The sequence below is a fragment of the Sphingopyxis sp. genome, assembly GCF_050916055.1.
Lineage (GTDB): Bacteria > Pseudomonadota > Alphaproteobacteria > Sphingomonadales > Sphingomonadaceae > Sphingopyxis.
Map to the genome: position 1 here is coordinate 450,178 of NZ_CP051527.1, position 14,278 is coordinate 464,455.

The following is a 14,278-nucleotide window of genomic DNA, read 5'->3' on the forward strand; positions in this document are numbered from 1 at the left end:
ATGGTCCGGATGCTGATTGGCGGAGAACTTGTGGAGGGGAGCCGGACGCTCGACGTCTTCGATCCGTGCACCGGCACTGCCTTTACCCAGGTTCCCGATGCGGATGCGGCCGACGTCGAACGCGCGGTTGCCGCCGCCAAGGCGGCCTTTCCTGCCTGGCGCGATCTCATGCCCGGCGCGCGCGGTGACGTTCTGCGCGCAATGGCCGGCAAGGTCACGGAAAATGCCGAAGAGCTTTGCGCGTTGCTCGTTCAGGAAACCGGCCGTCCGATGGGGCTCGCTCAGTTCGAAATCCTCCATCTCGCGACCGGCTATCTCACCTATTATGCCGGGCTCGATGTTCAGCCCGAGCTGATCGTCGAGGATGATACGCGCCGGGTCGAACTGCATCGAAAGCCGCTCGGCGTCGTCGGCGCGATCGTGCCTTGGAACGCGCCCGTCTTCATCGCCGCCAACAAGATCGCGCCCGCGCTCGCCGCCGGCAACACGATCGTCGTCAAGACCGCGCCGACGACACCGCTCACGACGCTGCGCCTTGGCGAGCTATGGGCCGAGGTCGTGCCGCCGGGCGTCGTCAACATCCTGTCGGGCGGCAACGATGCCGGCGCCTTGCTCGTCGCGCACGAGGATGTCGCGAAGATTACCTTCACCGGCTCGACCGAGACAGGACGCAAGATCATGGCCTCCGCCGCGCCGACGCTGAAGCGCGTGACGCTGGAACTCGGCGGGAACGACGCGGCGATCGTGCTGCCCGATGCCAATGTGGCGGCGATCGCCCCCGCGATCTTCGCCTTCGCCTTCTTCAATTCGGGGCAGGTCTGCGCGGTGATCAAGCGGCTCTATGTCCACGACAGCCTCTATGACGCTATGTGCGACGCGATCGCGGGCCTGGCGTCGTCCGCCAAACTCGCGCCCGGGAGCGATGCGGCGGCCGAGTTCGGACCGGTGCAGAACAAGGCGCAATATGAGAAGGTGCTCCACTATCTTGCCGAGGCCCGCAAGGCGGGCAAGATCCTGGCGGGGGGGGAAGTCGCGGGAGGGCCGGGCTTTTTCGTGCCGCTGACCGTGGTGCGCGATGTAGCAGAAGGATCGGCGATCGTCGACGAGGAGCCGTTCGGTCCGATCCTCCCCATCATCCGCTACAGCGATGTCGATGACGCCGTGGCGCGGGCGAACGCCTCGCCTTTCGCGCTCGGCGGCTCGGTCTGGGGTAGCGATGTCGCAGCCGCCACCAAAGTCGCGGCGCGGCTCGAAAGCGGCAGCGTCTGGGTCAACCAGCATTGCGCGCTAGACCCGCAGGTGCCGTTCCCCGCAAACAAACAATCGGGTTTCGGCGTCGAGGGCGGCGTCGAGGGTCTCTATCCCTATCTGGCGCTCCAGACGATCAACGTTGCGAAGCCGGCGGCCTGAGGCATGACGACGCTCATCGTCTGCATCAAGCGCAAGCCCGGCCTCAGCCCCGAAGATTTCACGCGGCATTGGCAGGATAGACACGGCCCGCTGCTTCGTTCGTGCAGCGATTTCACGCGGCATCTTAGAAGCTACACCCAGCATGTCCTCGCCGATCGCGACAGTTCGGTCGCAAAGCTGTTCGGCGTCTCGGGCGACTATGACGGCGTCGCGGTGCTCGATTTCCGGAGCGAAGCGGCGATGCGGCAAGCGTTCGCCGAGCCCGCTTATATGGCGGACGTGCAACCCGATGAAGCCAATTTCGTCGACCTCGAAAATTGCCAGTCGTTCGTCACCAACCCTTCGCCCGTTGTGGCGTCGGGGCAGGGCCTGTTCGATCTGTCGGGCAAGACCGCCGTCGTCACAGGCGGTGCGAAGGGCGTCGGCGCGATGATCAGCCGGTCGCTGCTGGCAGCGGGCGCGCGCGTGCTGATCGTAGCGCGCGGATCGCCCGAGAACAGGGCATTTGCGCAAGCCCTGGATGCCGACGGTTCCTGCACCCTGCTTGCGCATGACCTGTCGACGAGCGAGGGAATAGACGAGGCAGTCGCCGCGATCGCCGCCGAGGCGAGCGACGTGCACATCCTCGTCAACAATGCCGGAACCTTCACCGCGGCGCCGATCGACGCGATCACGCCCGCGCAATGGGACCGCGAACTGGGCGTCAATCTTCGCGCGCCCTTCTTCCTCGTCCAAGGGCTGTTGCCGCAGTTGACCGCAGCCGCGCGTGACGGCGACCCCGCGCGGGTGATCAATATCGGATCGATCGCTGGGCTTTGGGCAAAAAGCAGCAGCGCCTATGCCTATAGCGCTGCCAAGGGCGGCCTCCATCAGCTCACGCGCGCGCTCGCTTCGGATCTCACGCGCCAGCGGATCAATGTGAACGCGGTGGCGCCTGGATTCTTTCCGAGCGACATGACCGATGGTTTCTTCACCGCCGTGCCCGGCCTGAAGGAACAGATGATCGAGGGAATTCCAGCCGAGCGGCTCGGCAGCGAGGCCGACATTGGCGGCGCGGTCATTTTTCTCGCCTCGCGGGCAGGCGCCTATGTCTCCGGATCGATCCTTCCGGTCGAGGGGGCCTTATGGGCGGCGTGACCACTATCGCGCTGATCGAGCGGCGCCCCGATATCTCGCGCTCGCTCTTCACCCGCTACTGGCGTGATGTGCATGGGGTGATGGCAGCGCGTATTCCCGGCTTCGATTGTTACACGCAGCATCATGTGACGCCGCTCAATCCCGCCACCGAACCGTTCGAGGGCATCGCGATCGTGACCTATCGTTCGGAGGAGGATCGCGCGGGGCTCATCCACAGCGAGGTGACCCAGCATATCCACCGTGACGAGCAAAATGTCTTCCGCCGGGCGCTTCTCTACAATCTGGGCGAGGGGGCTTCGCAGACGGTTGTCGGCAACGTCGGCGCGGCGGGGCACACGATGTTTCTGGTCGTCGAGACGGGCGCCGACGTCGGCGCGATCGTCGCGTCGCTCGGCGAAGCGCCGCTCTATCTGGCTGTCCATGATCTGACGGGAGGCGATCCGTCGGGCTGGAATCAGACGGACACCAGCGGCCGGGTTTTCGCATCGCTGCTCCACGGCGTCTGGCCCGATCGCGCAAGTGCGGTCACGGCTGCGGAAAAGCTGCCGGCCGCTGCTTATCTGCTCAACGAACAACATGTGATGGTCGCGGGTGGCAAGCCGACGCCGGTCGGGCTACGCGGACTTGATGCAGTGCGGACGATCGAGGAGGCAGGGGCGGACAATCAGCTGAGCGATGCGGTGGTCCGGGCGGTTTACGGGTTGTTGGCCGCCCCATGAGTTTGCCTGGCGAGTTCGGCGGCAAGGCATTCCTGCTCGCCAGCGCCGCGATCGGACTGTCGGCGGGAATGACCGCGACTCTCTTCTACAGCCTCGGCAGCTTCATTCCGTCGCTGCAGGCCGAATTTGGCTGGAGCCGCGGCGATATATCGTTAGCGGTGACGTTGATGACGCTTGCAGTCTTCGTCTCGGGCGCGTCGGCGGGCCGTTTGTGCGACCGGTACGGCGCGGCAAATGTCGGTGCGGCCAGCCTCGTCGCTTATGCATTGGGCGTGGTCGTGCTTGTCGCAACAGCCGGCAGCGTCGAACTGTTCTGGGCGCTCTACGTTGTGATCGCGTTGCTCGGGGTAGGATCAACGCCGATCGTACTCATCCGGCCCATTGCCGCGGCTTTCGAACGGCAGCGCGGTTTGGCGCTCGGGATTGCCCTGACAGGGGCGGGGCTGGCGGGCTTCTGGGTTCCGCAGATGGTGGCAATGGTGACCGAAGCGGCAGGTTGGCGCGCGGCCTATCTGGCGCTTGCCGGAATCGCGATCGCCACCGCGCCAATCGTCTGGTTCGGGTTTCGAAGCGTCCCGCAAGGACGAAAGCCCCGCGCGACCGCTGTGCCATTGGCCGGAATGACTGCGGCCGAGGCGCGACGAACCGGGCGCTTCTGGCTGCTTACCATCATCTCGTTCGCCATGGCGGCCGGCCTGGGCGGGGTGGTCGTTCACCTCGTGCCCTTGTTCCGCGATCTTGGCGCCGAGCCTCTGGCGGCCGCCGGAACGGCTTCGCTCGTTGGATTGTCGAGCGTTGTCGGCCGGCTTGGTATCGGCCTGCTCCTCGACCGCTTTCCAGCCGCACTCGTCTCGCTCGCCGTACTCGCCCTCGCCGCCTTGGGGATCGGCCTTTTGCTGCTCGACGGGCTCGCGATGGGCGCCGTCGCGGCCATTTTGCTCGGAATGGCAGCGGGCGCCGAAATCGACCTGCTCGCTTATCTAACCGCGCTCCACTTCGGGCAGCGGCAATATGGCGCGATCTACGGGTGGCAATATAGCGTCTTTGCGCTTGGCTATGGATTAAGTCCGTTCGCGCTGGGGCTGATGCGCGACGCAAACGGCGATTATGGTCTCGCGTTGACGGCCAGCGCGTCGCTCGTCGGCGGCGCGGCGCTGTTGATGCTCGGCCTTCGCGCAGAGCATCTGCCGACAATCGATTGTCCGGCGGAGCCGTCCATGTCATCAACCCCTCTATGATGAGCAACTTCGGACATCGGGCATGTTTCTCGAGTAAGCTGGCGCCTTGATGTCGCTTGGCGGCCCCGGCTGGCTCGCGCTTGCGATCCTGTGTGAGGTTCTCGCGACTTCTTTCCTGAAGATGGCGGACGGCTTCACGCGCCCGCTGCCATCGGTGGTTGTGATCCTCGGCTACGGCCTCGCCTTCTACTGTCTGTCGATGGCGCTCCGCACGATCCCGGTGGGCGTCGCCTATGCCATCTGGTGCGGTATCGGGATTGTTCTGGTCACGGCGATCGCCTGGATCGTATATGATCAGAAGCTCGACGCCTGGGCGCTTGCCGCGATCGGTCTGATCCTGGTCGGGACACTGATGCTGAACATTCGCCCGGCTGTCGGTGGTTAGGAGGCCGGCGCTATCGGCCTGACGCCGGAAAAGCCGTCGGCAACGGTGCGCCGGCAATCGCCGCCTCGATATTCTCGACCGCGACCGCGAAGAGGGCGCCCAGATTTTCCTGGGTGTGCGAAATCTCGTGGTTGGTCAGGATATGATCTGGAAGGTCGCGGAGCGGATTGTCGAGGGGAAGCGGCTCGGTCTTGAAGACGTCGAGCGCGATCGTGCCAAGATGCTCGATGACCTCGGGATCGGTGAGCGCGGCTTCGTCGATGATAGCGCCTCGAGAAAGATTGATCAGGATTGTTCCGGGCTTCATTGCGAGAAGCCTCGATCGCGAGAGTAGCTTGTCGGTTTCCGGCGTAAGCGGGACGAGCGGCAGGACGATGTCGCTTGCGGCGATGAGCGTATCGAGGTCGCACTGCGCAAATCCGGGCGAGGAAGGAAGCTTGGAGCGATTGCTGACAAGGACGCGCGTGTCCCACCCGTCGAGGCGCTTGATCAAAGCCTTGGCAATATTGCCGTAGCCGATGATTCCAATGGTCTTGCCCTTGAGCATGCGCGCCCGCGGCGGTCCCGAGCGGGCGTCGCCCCGGCGCAGTCGCTCTTCCGCATCGCGCAGCCGGTACAGGGCGGTCAGCATGAGAAGCATGGCCGCCTCAGCGACCGACTCGAAATTCTCGGCGACACGGCCGTTGGCGAAAGCGATCCCCCGGCCTTGGGCTGCATCGACATCGATGCCCTCATATCCGAGCGAAGGGGTTATGATCGCCTTGAGCCCAGGTGCCGCATCCATGTCGGCCCCACTGCATGGCACCCCGAATGAGACAAAAATCTGCGTTTCGCTCCAGCAAGGAGTGTCGGCTGGCGCGGCGAGCCCCAACTGCAAATCGATATCGACTTCGTCCGATGCAATCGCTGATGCGAGCTTTTTCAGGAAGGCCTCCGCACTGGGCGGGCCGGCTATAACGATTTTCTGAATACGCATCTGACGGCCGTTCCCTCGGTGATTGCAAGCTAAGCAATCAGGCCGAAGGGCGGGGGGAAACGCAAGCGGTGGCAACGATTTTGGCACGATCTGGCGCGGCATGTCGCGTTTGGAAACATAATAGGGACCGCATTTTTGGCACATGGCTCACCCAAGAGCGGCAAGTCCGCATTCGGCCAGAGATCGCAAATCGAGCGCGGCATACAATCGGGCGCACTCTGACCTCGCAGGCTCGGCCAGGGGCCGCGCTGATGCCGGGCCGCGCGGCGCACTCGGCTCGCTTTCCTTGCGGCGTGGCGGCTAGGCACTGGCGCGCATCGCACGCCACCCCGCTGCGGGCTCGCCAAGAGCGCTTTTGTTCGGGCCCTGCGGGCCAGCGACTTCGGAGGTGGGGAGGGGGATGTGGTAAGCCCCGCTACATCGCTGTAGCGGGGCTTCCCTAGATTACATCCGAAGATGCGATCAAATTCTGCCATTCTTTCGTCTGGACAGGTAAGTGAAACGTCCGGGATCGCTGATTGGTTGCCTGCTATTGCTCAGCCCTCGAAATTTTTCTTCTCGTAGACCGTGTCGATCGTCTCCCCGTCCCAGACATAGCAAAGATGTCGTTCCTGCCGGCAGTTCGCGAGGAGGCGCGGCCGGAATGCGGCGGCGCATTCGCCGCCTTCGTGGCGGACGCTTCGGTAGCGGATGCCATCGGACCCGGCCTCGCGCAGCTCGGCCGCGAGCCCCTGTGAATGCGCATAGCTGTCAGGGTCGTACAGGTGGGCATGGCTGTTTTTGTGGCCGCGGATGTCGTGGAGGTCGGCGGTGAGATCGGTGGCGTAAACGCGCATGTCGATCTCCTGCGCGGGCTCTTCGGTCGCTGCGAGGAAGCGGACACGGTGGTGCTTGGTCTCGGCGATCGCCGTTTCGATCGTCAGCCCGGCGTAGAAGACGCCGAAGCTGCCGTCCGTAAAGCGGCTGCCTTCGGTGTTGAGATGGGTGAAGGCCGCCATGATCGGTGTCGTGCCGGGCCCGGCGACGCGGTCTTCGGGCGGGACGAGCGAAAGATCGCCCGCCTCGTCGCGGAGGCGGTCGTTGGTCATCGCCTCGATCAGGAACACCGCCTCGAGGTCGGCCGGCTCGGCGACCCTGTCGAACAGGCCGACGGGCGGGAAGCGGCTCGGGATGATGCGATAGCAGGGCGCCCAGCTCGTGGCGGTAACGGGGATGTCCAAGGGATCAGCCGCGCTGGCCGTCGATATATTGGCGAACGACATAGAGATCGGCGACATTGCCCGATGCCATGCGATCGATCGCGGGCTTGCCGCCAAAGAGGTTCGCCCTGTTCGGCTTGCGCACCCATTCGTCGGCGGTCTTGGGCACGAGGATCTGGAGCCCCTTGTAGATGCCCATCACATAGGAAATGCGCTCGAGCGCGTCCTTGCTCAGCGCCGCGACATCGCCGCGCTTCCAGTTGTGAAAGGTCGAACGGCTGTCGAGACCGAGAAGACGCATCTGTTCAACCTCGCTGAGATCCCATGCCTCGGCGATGTTGAAGAATGTGCGGAGCGCAGGCCCTGTCAGCTCCTTGCGATCCAGTGCTTTTGCCGCCGTCGCCATAATGGCCTCCTTCGAAACGCAATATGTTCCTTAAATGGACTAATATCAAGTTTAGTTCCGAAAAGAAACGTCGTTTCGAGTTCGCTCAGCGACGGAACGTCACGGCGACGGGGCAATGGTCGGAATAATGCTTCTCGCCGAACGCATAGCGTGTCTCTGAGAAGGCGCTGAGATCGGCGGCCGCGCGCTTGTCGAGCACGATATGGTCGATGAAGCTGTCGTAGCGTGGGTCGCAGCCGGGCGCCTTGCCTTCATCGGCCAGATGGAGGTCGGCATATGCCGGCTCCGCATCGTCGATATCCTGCCAGACGGTGTCGCCGGGAAGGGCGAGGCGCCGGTTCCAGTCGCCCAGCACTACGAACCGGTCGGGGCCGCGTGCGGCCGCATCGATCCAGGCTTCGAGCGCCGGGATCTGATCGAGCAATACCGGGCAGGCCTTGGCTTCGCTCCCGGCGAAGCAGCCAGATTTGAGATGGATGCCGAGCAGGCGGATCGCCGCCTTGCCCTTCGGCCGAAGCGTGATGTCGACGCCCGAGCGGAGCTGGGGGTTGCCGAGCATCAACGAGATGACATCGGGGTGGCGCTCGAAGTCGATGCCCTTGCGGACTGCGAACCCGACCGCCTGGCGTATGACCTGCGCTTCAGGATGCTTGCCGCCGCAGGTGCCGCTCGGGGCGCCTGCACGCTCTTCCATGACGATCGCATAGCGCGCCGGATCGAAGACACGGCTTGCCGCGGCAACATTCTCTGCCTCCTGGAAGGCAATGACATCGGCGTCGAGGCCGTCGGCGATCCGCCGCATGGCGGCATAATCCTCGGGCGCCCGAACCTCGCATCCCGTGCCGTCCTTTGCGGCGAGGAATTCGACGTTCCAGCTCGCGATCTTGAGCGGGCGCTCTGCGGGCTCAGGCGATGCCGGGATGATTTGCGGAGTGCAGCCAGCGGCGAGAAGCAGCGCGAGCGGAGCGACAATATATTTGAGCATCAGGCGCTTGTGCGCCGATCGCTCTTCAACATCAATTGTCATGCGCCGTAGCTCAGCGCAGGCTTCTGAAAGTGACCGACCACCGCGGCTCGTCCATCGCGGCAATGCTATGCTCCCAGTCGTTACGGACCTCGCCGTCCATATGATAGATCGACCGCGCGGCGAGCTCGGAGCTCGCGCGCTCGAAGCAGGTGTCCTTGCGCCGCCGGAAGCGCATGGTGGCGGATGCCCCCAGCGAAATACCGATGACATGCTTGAAGACCGGCCGGTCCTTGTGCCAGCCGATGCCGGCTCCGGCGCCATATTGGATGAGCATCGCCTGCTCGAGCGCTGATGTGTCGATGCCGGCGAACTGGGCGGCGCGGGCGCGGGTACCTTCGAGCCAGATCGGGAGCGGTTCGCCGGGCGCAAAGCGACCCGTCTGGAAATCATAGGTCCAGCCGAACGACCGGGTCAGCCTTTTCCCTTCCCATTGCTGGAACTGGAAGGGGGCGAGACGAGCGGCTTTGATGCGATCAATCAACTCCGCTTCTTCGGCGGGCGTGACGACATCCTCGCCATAGGTGAGGCCGGGAAGGAAAGGCGGGGCGAAGAGGTCCGGTTGCGCGGCGCGGCGCGCCGCTGCGCCCTGGCTCACAGCGGCAGCGCGGCTTGGGCCCGCAACGGCTCGACGAAGAGCGTGTGGCGCGGCAGCTCCTCGAACAATGTCTCGTTCGGCAGCGTGCCGTCGAGCCAGTGCATGACATCGCGGCGATGGACGATGACGCCGTGGCGCGATTGATAGGGGATGACGTCCGCGCCCGCCGGGATCGTGAGGATGCGGTAGGAGAGCGGCCAGTCTGCGAGCGGCGGATCCCAGATGGCGGCGAGATAGAAGAAATTGCCGCTGTCGAGCGTCACCCGGTAGCGGTGATCGCCGGTGCCCATGCGAAACTCGGACGCCGGGATCAGGCAACGGCGCTTGGGAAAGGCGCGGCCCACCGATCGGACGAAGCGATAGTTGATGCCGTCCGAGAAGCGCGGATCGCTTCCCCAGACCGCCTCGACCATCTCGATCTCATTTTCATCCTCGGGATTGCGCCTTATGAGCGCACGGCGTCCCCCGTCCGGGGCATCGGGATCGAAAGGGGTTGGCGCCATACCCATATGTGGAACATAATGGGAACGAGGATGAGTCGCAAGGGCAAGGGGATGCTCGCGAATGTGTAATGATTACAGGCTGGAAGTCGATATCGCTTCGATCGCCGAGGATTTCGACGACCTCCAGATCAAGATCGGTATGCCCGAGGGCACTCCCAACGTGCCGGCGCGTGAGGATGTGCGAATCACCGACAAGGCTCCGATCGTGAAGGCAAGCGATGGCGCGTCGGTCGGCGAGCTCGTCAACCGGCGCTGGAGCTGGCCCGGGCAGGGCGGCAAGCCGGTGTACAATGTTCGCTCGGAGCGCCGCGACCTCGGATCGCAGCGGTGCCTCGTCCTCTGCGACGGGTTTTATGAATTCACCGATCCGACGGACAAGGCACAGAAGCGCCTCGATAAATGGCTCTTCACGATGAAGGATCACCGTTGGTTCTGCATGGCGGGTATCTGGCGCGACAGCCATGTCGGCGAGTCCTTCAGCCTGCTAACGATGGACGCAGGCCCAGATATCGCACCCTATCATCATCGCCAGATCATCCCGCTCGCGCGGGAGCAATGGGCATCCTGGCTCGATCCGCGCGTACACGCCGCCGACATATTGAAGTGGTTGCCCGAGGGGAGCCTTGAGGTGACCCAGGTCTTTGGCGAGCTGCCCGCACAAGGCGCGCTCGCGCTATGAGCGGCGATCACGGGCTCGAGCGCTTCGTCGATGCGCAGGAACAAATCTATCCGGGTGCCCTTGCCGAGATTCGGCGGGGCGCGAAGCGTTCGCACTGGATGTGGTACATCTTCCCGCAGCTCGCGGGGCTAGGTCGGAGCGCAACGGCGCAGCGTTATGCGATCTCGGGTCTTGAAGAGGCGCGGGCTTATCTGAAGCACCCACTTCTGGGGTCGCGCTACGTTGAATGCGTTTCGTCACTTCAGGATTTGATCGGTCATGATCCCGTCGCGGTCTTCGGCGAGGTCGACGCCGTGAAGCTTTGCTCGTCGTTGACGCTATTCGAGGCCGCCGATCCCAGGCCACTGTTCGGAGCAGCGCTCGACCGCTGGTTCGCGGGCGCGCGAGATCAACGCACGCTTGAGCGTCTCGAACGGGCATTGCTAGGCACCAAAAGCGCATGACGATCGAACTTCAAGTCGCCCTGATCGGCCTTGGCGGGGCGCTCATTGGCGGCCTGCTGTCGGTCGTCTCGACTTGGCTGATTCAGCGCAGCGAGCGGAAGAAGTATCGGCGCGATCGCTCGTGGGAACTTCGCCGGGAGGCCTATACGATCATCGTGGGCAGCCTGGAGCGCGGGCGCGCTATCCTTCAAGTCATCGACGAGGGATATCGCGAGGATCCGCATGGATATGATGAAGGCGACCATGTGAAGCGCGCTAGCCGGGAGATGAGCGAGCATTTGCAAGCGGCGCGGTTCGCCTATCATGCCCAGCGTCTTTTGCTGTCACCGCGCTTCATCGCGCGTTTCGAACATTATCTAAAAGAAATGCGCGACACGGACGGTCCCGGACTTGCTCCGCCCGAGCAAGCCGCCGACTCCGCGGCCGTCGTCGCGCGCGCCGTTCCCGATCTCGAGGCGATCGCACTTGAGGAACTCGGCCTGGATTTCTGACTTTGAGGGCGAGAACGCAATGCCGCAGTCTTTATCCAAGGTTTCGCCAGAATTGGCCTTTGCGGCGGGGGTGCTGCGAACGTCTCCGTAGGTTACAAGCGTTGGAGCCGTTGCCTCCCCGAATGCATCGTCGAGATTAAGTAACGGGAAGGGCCGCTCCTAGTGGTCGTCCATAATGTTGCTGGTCCGTTGCTCTTCCTCGAAGCGACCTGAAAGAGTAAACCGCCTACGAGAAGCCCCATCACGTCCATGACGCTTCGAGGGTTGCCCGCCCAAAGAATCACGTTGACGATGGCCATCACCGCCTGTCAGATTCCACGCGCGGGTTCGGCCGTAAATTTGCGCGGCGGGATCGTCATCCAAACCGGGTGACGAACGATTTGGCAAAATCGAAATAATCTTTGTTCCAGCTGAACTCGCACCATCCCATTCCGGGGACGCCATCGAATGTGATCGTTGCTCCGGCGGTGTTGATGTAGGTCTTGGGATCAAGATCGACCTGGATGCTGGCAAAAATTATGTAGTCAACGTGCGACACGCGGTTGTCCGTGTCGGTCACCTTCATACTGAAGGTCTTCTGGATCATCTTGTCGTCATAGACAAAATCATATTCGACAGCGGCGAGGTGCCGCATGAGGCCGTCGCGGAATAAAAACCCGCGAAGTTCAGTCCTCCCAAACGACTGCATCTCAAAAAAGTGGATGGAACTGTCGCCGGTCGTCGCGTGAATCCACTTATAATGCTGGTTAAGTCCCCAGATTCTTGGGCCCCAGCTATGGTCTCGAATGAGATGACCCTCGTGATGGAATTTCTTTCCATCCACTTCAACGTCTGCGCTCAATCGCCCATGCTGCTCCGTCCGGTTGTCGCCGAAGTATGGCGGATTACCCTTTGGGTGCATGCTGAACGGATAAGCGGGATGCGTGGCTTCGAACTGCCCGCTAAATTTGATTCGATCGCCTGCCCAAGCCAGATCGACGCGCTTGTAAGGCTCGCGCACGGACATCGAAAGCGGACCGAAATTGAGTCCGTCGAATCCCATATCGTCCGCGATCTTCCCCTCCACCTCTTCAATGACAGGAGCAGGCAGGCCGGGACCGAACAAGCAGGCGCGAGCCTTGATCGCGCCTGAGCCTAGGACCGCAGGATAAATGAAGCCGGCGATTCCTTGTTCCGGCATCATCAGCATATGTGCCAAAGATTCCCGGCTGTCTGGGGCCATTTTGTGTCGAAAGGCATGTTCGGTCGGGAATTCCGCAAAATTCTGGTTGAGCTCGGCCACGTCGTGATCCTTTTGGTGGTTTCTTGGAAGAGTCGCGTCAACGCGATTTTGTCGCGCACATTTCGGTAAGACTGGGAAGTTCGCCAGGAGCCGGGTCGAAACCAGAATCTTTGAACCAGACACGCTCGCGGCGATTCTGGCGCACAGAAAATTCAAAAACGGTGCGAGCGACAAAGGCGCGCCAAGCAGGATCGGCATCCTCGCACACGGCAGTGGTCAGAGCGGAGATTCCGCCCGCAAGCGCCAGATAGCTCGAATGCGGCTCATCGGCATCGACGTCATTCAAAAGCGCAAGCAGCGCCTCAGCGGCCGATCGGCTACGCGGACCACCGGAAGCGTCTTGGCCGATGGCAATGGCGGTAGCCCGTGCGTCGTCCCGGCACAGGCGGTGATAGCGGTCTGCATAAGGCAGTTGCTGCAACAGCATCGTTAGCTGAGCAACGATGAGGCCAGACTGTTCGACCGCCAAAGCTTCGTCGGGGTTGATCGCTGGGATAATGGCGTCGCGCAAACCGTGGAGGACACTCTCCAGTCGCACTGCAATGCTTGGCGTCATGCCTGTTCTCCTTCCAGAAGTCGGCACAACGTGCACGACAATCCGACATGGCAGGCGGCCAGGAAGCCCAGAAATGCGCTCTGGTGGTTGGTCCCGTCGCGCGCCGCGCGCGTCCCTGAGGCGAAATTCATGACGGACAATTTGAAGCTGTTGAGGACTTGATACCAGTGGAGCGTAGCTCGGTCGATCGAGCGGCCCGACCGTCGGGTGTAGCCGTCGAGAAAAGCGTCAACCCGCATCATCGAGCCAATCAGCAGTTCGCCTTGGGAACCACGGCTGCAAAACAGAGGTTCGAGCGAGTAGGCGACGTCCTCATGAAAATCGCCGATGTGCGCGAGCTCCCAGTCCAAGATGGCGGTCATTTCCAGCGTGTCTTCGTCGAACATGAAATTGCCAAGTCGATAGTCGCCATGCAGCAACGCCGGCACGGCACAGACCGGTGCGTGTTCACGCAGCCAGCAGGCGGCGTAGGTTAGGAGGGGCGAAGCCTCGATTTGATCGTCTTCCAGGACCCGAACCCATAGATTGAGCTGCCAGAGCGCTGCGTCTTTGGTGCCAGCTCGCGGAACGGCATAGGTGGACAAATCCGCCGCCGAAAAATCGAAGCCGTGGATCGCAACCAGATTGTTCAAATACTGGGGGATCAGGGCTGCGGAAGCGCGCTCCCCGATAATGATGCCAACGCCCGACGGACCGGAAACGGCGTCTCGTGGCTTGGTGTCGCCGCGCACGAAGCGCGTGATCATCGCGGGCTGGCCCATATGGCGACCGTCGCTATCAACAAAGGCGACATCGGGCGCTGGCACCGCGCCCGCAATGGCGCGGATCACTTGTGCCTCGCGGGTGCGACATGTTTCAACGATGCCTTCTAGCGGGTCCATGCGCAGAACAAGTCGTTCAGCCAGTCCAGTTGTCTCATCTACGAGCTCGAACACGAACTGCTCTTTTGAAGCGCCTCCGCCCATCCGCCGAACATTCTGTGCCTTGCCCGGCACACCATAGGCGTCGATCAAATACCCGAGCCGCTCTGCCACATCTTGCGCGTCACGAGGCTTGTAGCTGCCCTCGCCTTGGCGAGAGTGTTTAGCATCCAGCAGCGCGACCAAGTGCGCCTCGAAATCCTTGCGACGGTTTGGAGGTGCGTCGCTGTCGCTTTCCAGTTCAGGCATGGAACAGTCCTCTCGAAGTTTTTATCTTCACCGTGCCGACAACAGTGCAGCAAGCGCCACTTT

The 14,278-nt window shown here is 62.7% G+C and carries 17 protein-coding genes; 8 read left to right on the forward strand and 9 right to left on the reverse strand.

The features are described 5' to 3' along the window. From HEQ22_RS02135 to HEQ22_RS02155, 5 genes are read left to right on the forward strand one after another with little or no spacing between them, the layout of a single operon-like run. Window positions 1-1,410: an aldehyde dehydrogenase family protein gene (locus HEQ22_RS02135; protein WP_432769558.1), complete on the forward strand. Its 1,410-nt coding sequence runs from the start codon at window positions 1-3 to the stop codon at window positions 1,408-1,410. A 3-nt stretch (window positions 1,411-1,413) separates the two neighbouring features. Continuing rightward, window positions 1,414-2,547 (forward strand): SDR family NAD(P)-dependent oxidoreductase, encoded by a 1,134-nt coding sequence (locus tag HEQ22_RS02140; RefSeq protein WP_432769559.1) that lies wholly within the window; start codon window positions 1,414-1,416, stop codon window positions 2,545-2,547. After that, window positions 2,535-3,266, forward strand: coding sequence for an EthD domain-containing protein (locus HEQ22_RS02145; protein ID WP_432769560.1), 732 nt, complete (start codon window positions 2,535-2,537; stop codon window positions 3,264-3,266). Before HEQ22_RS02140 ends, HEQ22_RS02145 begins: the two co-directional genes overlap by 13 nt. Beyond that, window positions 3,263-4,504 carry an MFS transporter gene (locus HEQ22_RS02150; protein WP_432769561.1) on the forward strand — a complete coding sequence of 414 codons (1,242 nt, stop codon included), beginning with the start codon at window positions 3,263-3,265 and terminating at the stop codon, window positions 4,502-4,504. The genes HEQ22_RS02145 and HEQ22_RS02150 overlap by 4 nt, the downstream gene beginning before the upstream one ends. A 49-nt stretch (window positions 4,505-4,553) precedes the next feature. After that, the gene (locus HEQ22_RS02155; protein ID WP_432770924.1) at window positions 4,554-4,889 is read left to right on the forward strand and encodes a DMT family transporter; all 336 of its coding nucleotides are present in this window, start codon (window positions 4,554-4,556) and stop codon (window positions 4,887-4,889) included. Between the two features lie 10 nt (window positions 4,890-4,899). Here the strand turns inward: HEQ22_RS02155 and HEQ22_RS02160 are convergent, their stop codons facing one another. From HEQ22_RS02160 to HEQ22_RS02185, 6 genes are all read right to left on the reverse strand, one after another. Further along, on the reverse strand, window positions 4,900-5,865 hold the full coding sequence (locus HEQ22_RS02160; RefSeq protein ID WP_432769562.1) for an NAD(P)-dependent oxidoreductase: 966 nt from the start codon (window positions 5,863-5,865) through the stop codon (window positions 4,900-4,902). 536 nt (window positions 5,866-6,401) lie between these two features. Continuing rightward, window positions 6,402-7,085, reverse strand: a complete 684-nt coding sequence (locus tag HEQ22_RS02165) for an RES family NAD+ phosphorylase (protein ID WP_432769563.1) — start codon at window positions 7,083-7,085, stop codon at window positions 6,402-6,404. A 4-nt stretch (window positions 7,086-7,089) separates the two neighbouring features. Continuing rightward, window positions 7,090-7,470 (reverse strand): antitoxin Xre-like helix-turn-helix domain-containing protein, encoded by a 381-nt coding sequence (locus tag HEQ22_RS02170; protein WP_432769564.1) that lies wholly within the window; start codon window positions 7,468-7,470, stop codon window positions 7,090-7,092. 85 nt (window positions 7,471-7,555) lie between these two features. Then, window positions 7,556-8,497: an endonuclease/exonuclease/phosphatase family protein gene (locus HEQ22_RS02175; RefSeq protein WP_432769565.1), complete on the reverse strand. Its 942-nt coding sequence runs from the start codon at window positions 8,495-8,497 to the stop codon at window positions 7,556-7,558. 10 nt (window positions 8,498-8,507) lie between these two features. Further along, the gene (locus tag HEQ22_RS02180) at window positions 8,508-9,092 is read right to left on the reverse strand and encodes an alpha-ketoglutarate-dependent dioxygenase AlkB (protein ID WP_432769566.1); all 585 of its coding nucleotides are present in this window, start codon (window positions 9,090-9,092) and stop codon (window positions 8,508-8,510) included. Further along, window positions 9,089-9,505 (reverse strand): SOS response-associated peptidase family protein, encoded by a 417-nt coding sequence (locus tag HEQ22_RS02185; protein WP_432769567.1) that lies wholly within the window; start codon window positions 9,503-9,505, stop codon window positions 9,089-9,091. Before HEQ22_RS02185 ends, HEQ22_RS02180 begins: the two co-directional genes overlap by 4 nt. Before the next feature lie 151 nt (window positions 9,506-9,656). On the opposite strand from HEQ22_RS02185, the gene HEQ22_RS02190 reads away from it, so the two are divergent. Genes HEQ22_RS02190 through HEQ22_RS02200 form a run of 3 tightly spaced genes read left to right on the forward strand, consistent with a single transcriptional unit; the run spans window position 9,657 to window position 11,208 of the window. Beyond that, window positions 9,657-10,274: an SOS response-associated peptidase gene (locus HEQ22_RS02190; RefSeq protein WP_432769568.1), complete on the forward strand. Its 618-nt coding sequence runs from the start codon at window positions 9,657-9,659 to the stop codon at window positions 10,272-10,274. Beyond that, window positions 10,271-10,717: a DUF1810 domain-containing protein gene (locus HEQ22_RS02195; RefSeq protein ID WP_432769569.1), complete on the forward strand. Its 447-nt coding sequence runs from the start codon at window positions 10,271-10,273 to the stop codon at window positions 10,715-10,717. Before HEQ22_RS02190 ends, HEQ22_RS02195 begins: the two co-directional genes overlap by 4 nt. After that, on the forward strand, window positions 10,714-11,208 hold the full coding sequence (locus HEQ22_RS02200) for a hypothetical protein (protein ID WP_432769570.1): 495 nt from the start codon (window positions 10,714-10,716) through the stop codon (window positions 11,206-11,208). The genes HEQ22_RS02195 and HEQ22_RS02200 overlap by 4 nt, the downstream gene beginning before the upstream one ends. Window positions 11,209-11,563: 355 nt before the next feature. On the opposite strand, the gene HEQ22_RS02205 is transcribed toward HEQ22_RS02200, so the two are convergent. The 3 genes from HEQ22_RS02205 to HEQ22_RS02215 are packed head-to-tail and all read right to left on the reverse strand — an operon-like array spanning window position 11,564 to window position 14,215. Further along, the gene (locus tag HEQ22_RS02205; RefSeq protein ID WP_432769571.1) at window positions 11,564-12,490 is read right to left on the reverse strand and encodes a DUF7064 domain-containing protein; all 927 of its coding nucleotides are present in this window, start codon (window positions 12,488-12,490) and stop codon (window positions 11,564-11,566) included. Window positions 12,491-12,527: 37 nt separating this feature from the next. Further along, the gene (locus HEQ22_RS02210; RefSeq protein ID WP_432769572.1) at window positions 12,528-13,046 is read right to left on the reverse strand and encodes a hypothetical protein; all 519 of its coding nucleotides are present in this window, start codon (window positions 13,044-13,046) and stop codon (window positions 12,528-12,530) included. Then, on the reverse strand, window positions 13,043-14,215 hold the full coding sequence (locus tag HEQ22_RS02215; RefSeq protein ID WP_432769573.1) for a phosphotransferase family protein: 1,173 nt from the start codon (window positions 14,213-14,215) through the stop codon (window positions 13,043-13,045). Before HEQ22_RS02215 ends, HEQ22_RS02210 begins: the two co-directional genes overlap by 4 nt. Window positions 14,216-14,278: the final 63 nt, after the last annotated feature.

Coding starts and splice junctions, on each gene's coding strand:
- HEQ22_RS02135 (WP_432769558.1), top strand. CDS start 1: ATGGTCCGGATGCTGATTGGCGGAGAACTTGTGGAGGGGAGCCGGACG.
- HEQ22_RS02140 (WP_432769559.1), top strand. CDS start 1,414: ATGACGACGCTCATCGTCTGCATCAAGCGCAAGCCCGGCCTCAGCCCC.
- HEQ22_RS02145 (WP_432769560.1), top strand. CDS start 2,535: ATGGGCGGCGTGACCACTATCGCGCTGATCGAGCGGCGCCCCGATATC.
- HEQ22_RS02215 (WP_432769573.1), bottom strand. CDS start 14,215: ATGCCTGAACTGGAAAGCGACAGCGACGCACCTCCAAACCGTCGCAAG.
- HEQ22_RS02210 (WP_432769572.1), bottom strand. CDS start 13,046: ATGACGCCAAGCATTGCAGTGCGACTGGAGAGTGTCCTCCACGGTTTG.
- HEQ22_RS02155 (WP_432770924.1), top strand. CDS start 4,554: ATGTCGCTTGGCGGCCCCGGCTGGCTCGCGCTTGCGATCCTGTGTGAG.
- HEQ22_RS02190 (WP_432769568.1), top strand. CDS start 9,657: ATGTGTAATGATTACAGGCTGGAAGTCGATATCGCTTCGATCGCCGAG.
- HEQ22_RS02150 (WP_432769561.1), top strand. CDS start 3,263: ATGAGTTTGCCTGGCGAGTTCGGCGGCAAGGCATTCCTGCTCGCCAGC.
- HEQ22_RS02170 (WP_432769564.1), bottom strand. CDS start 7,470: ATGGCGACGGCGGCAAAAGCACTGGATCGCAAGGAGCTGACAGGGCCT.
- HEQ22_RS02200 (WP_432769570.1), top strand. CDS start 10,714: ATGACGATCGAACTTCAAGTCGCCCTGATCGGCCTTGGCGGGGCGCTC.
- HEQ22_RS02185 (WP_432769567.1), bottom strand. CDS start 9,505: ATGGTCGAGGCGGTCTGGGGAAGCGATCCGCGCTTCTCGGACGGCATC.
- HEQ22_RS02195 (WP_432769569.1), top strand. CDS start 10,271: ATGAGCGGCGATCACGGGCTCGAGCGCTTCGTCGATGCGCAGGAACAA.
- HEQ22_RS02160 (WP_432769562.1), bottom strand. CDS start 5,865: ATGCGTATTCAGAAAATCGTTATAGCCGGCCCGCCCAGTGCGGAGGCC.
- HEQ22_RS02175 (WP_432769565.1), bottom strand. CDS start 8,497: ATGACAATTGATGTTGAAGAGCGATCGGCGCACAAGCGCCTGATGCTC.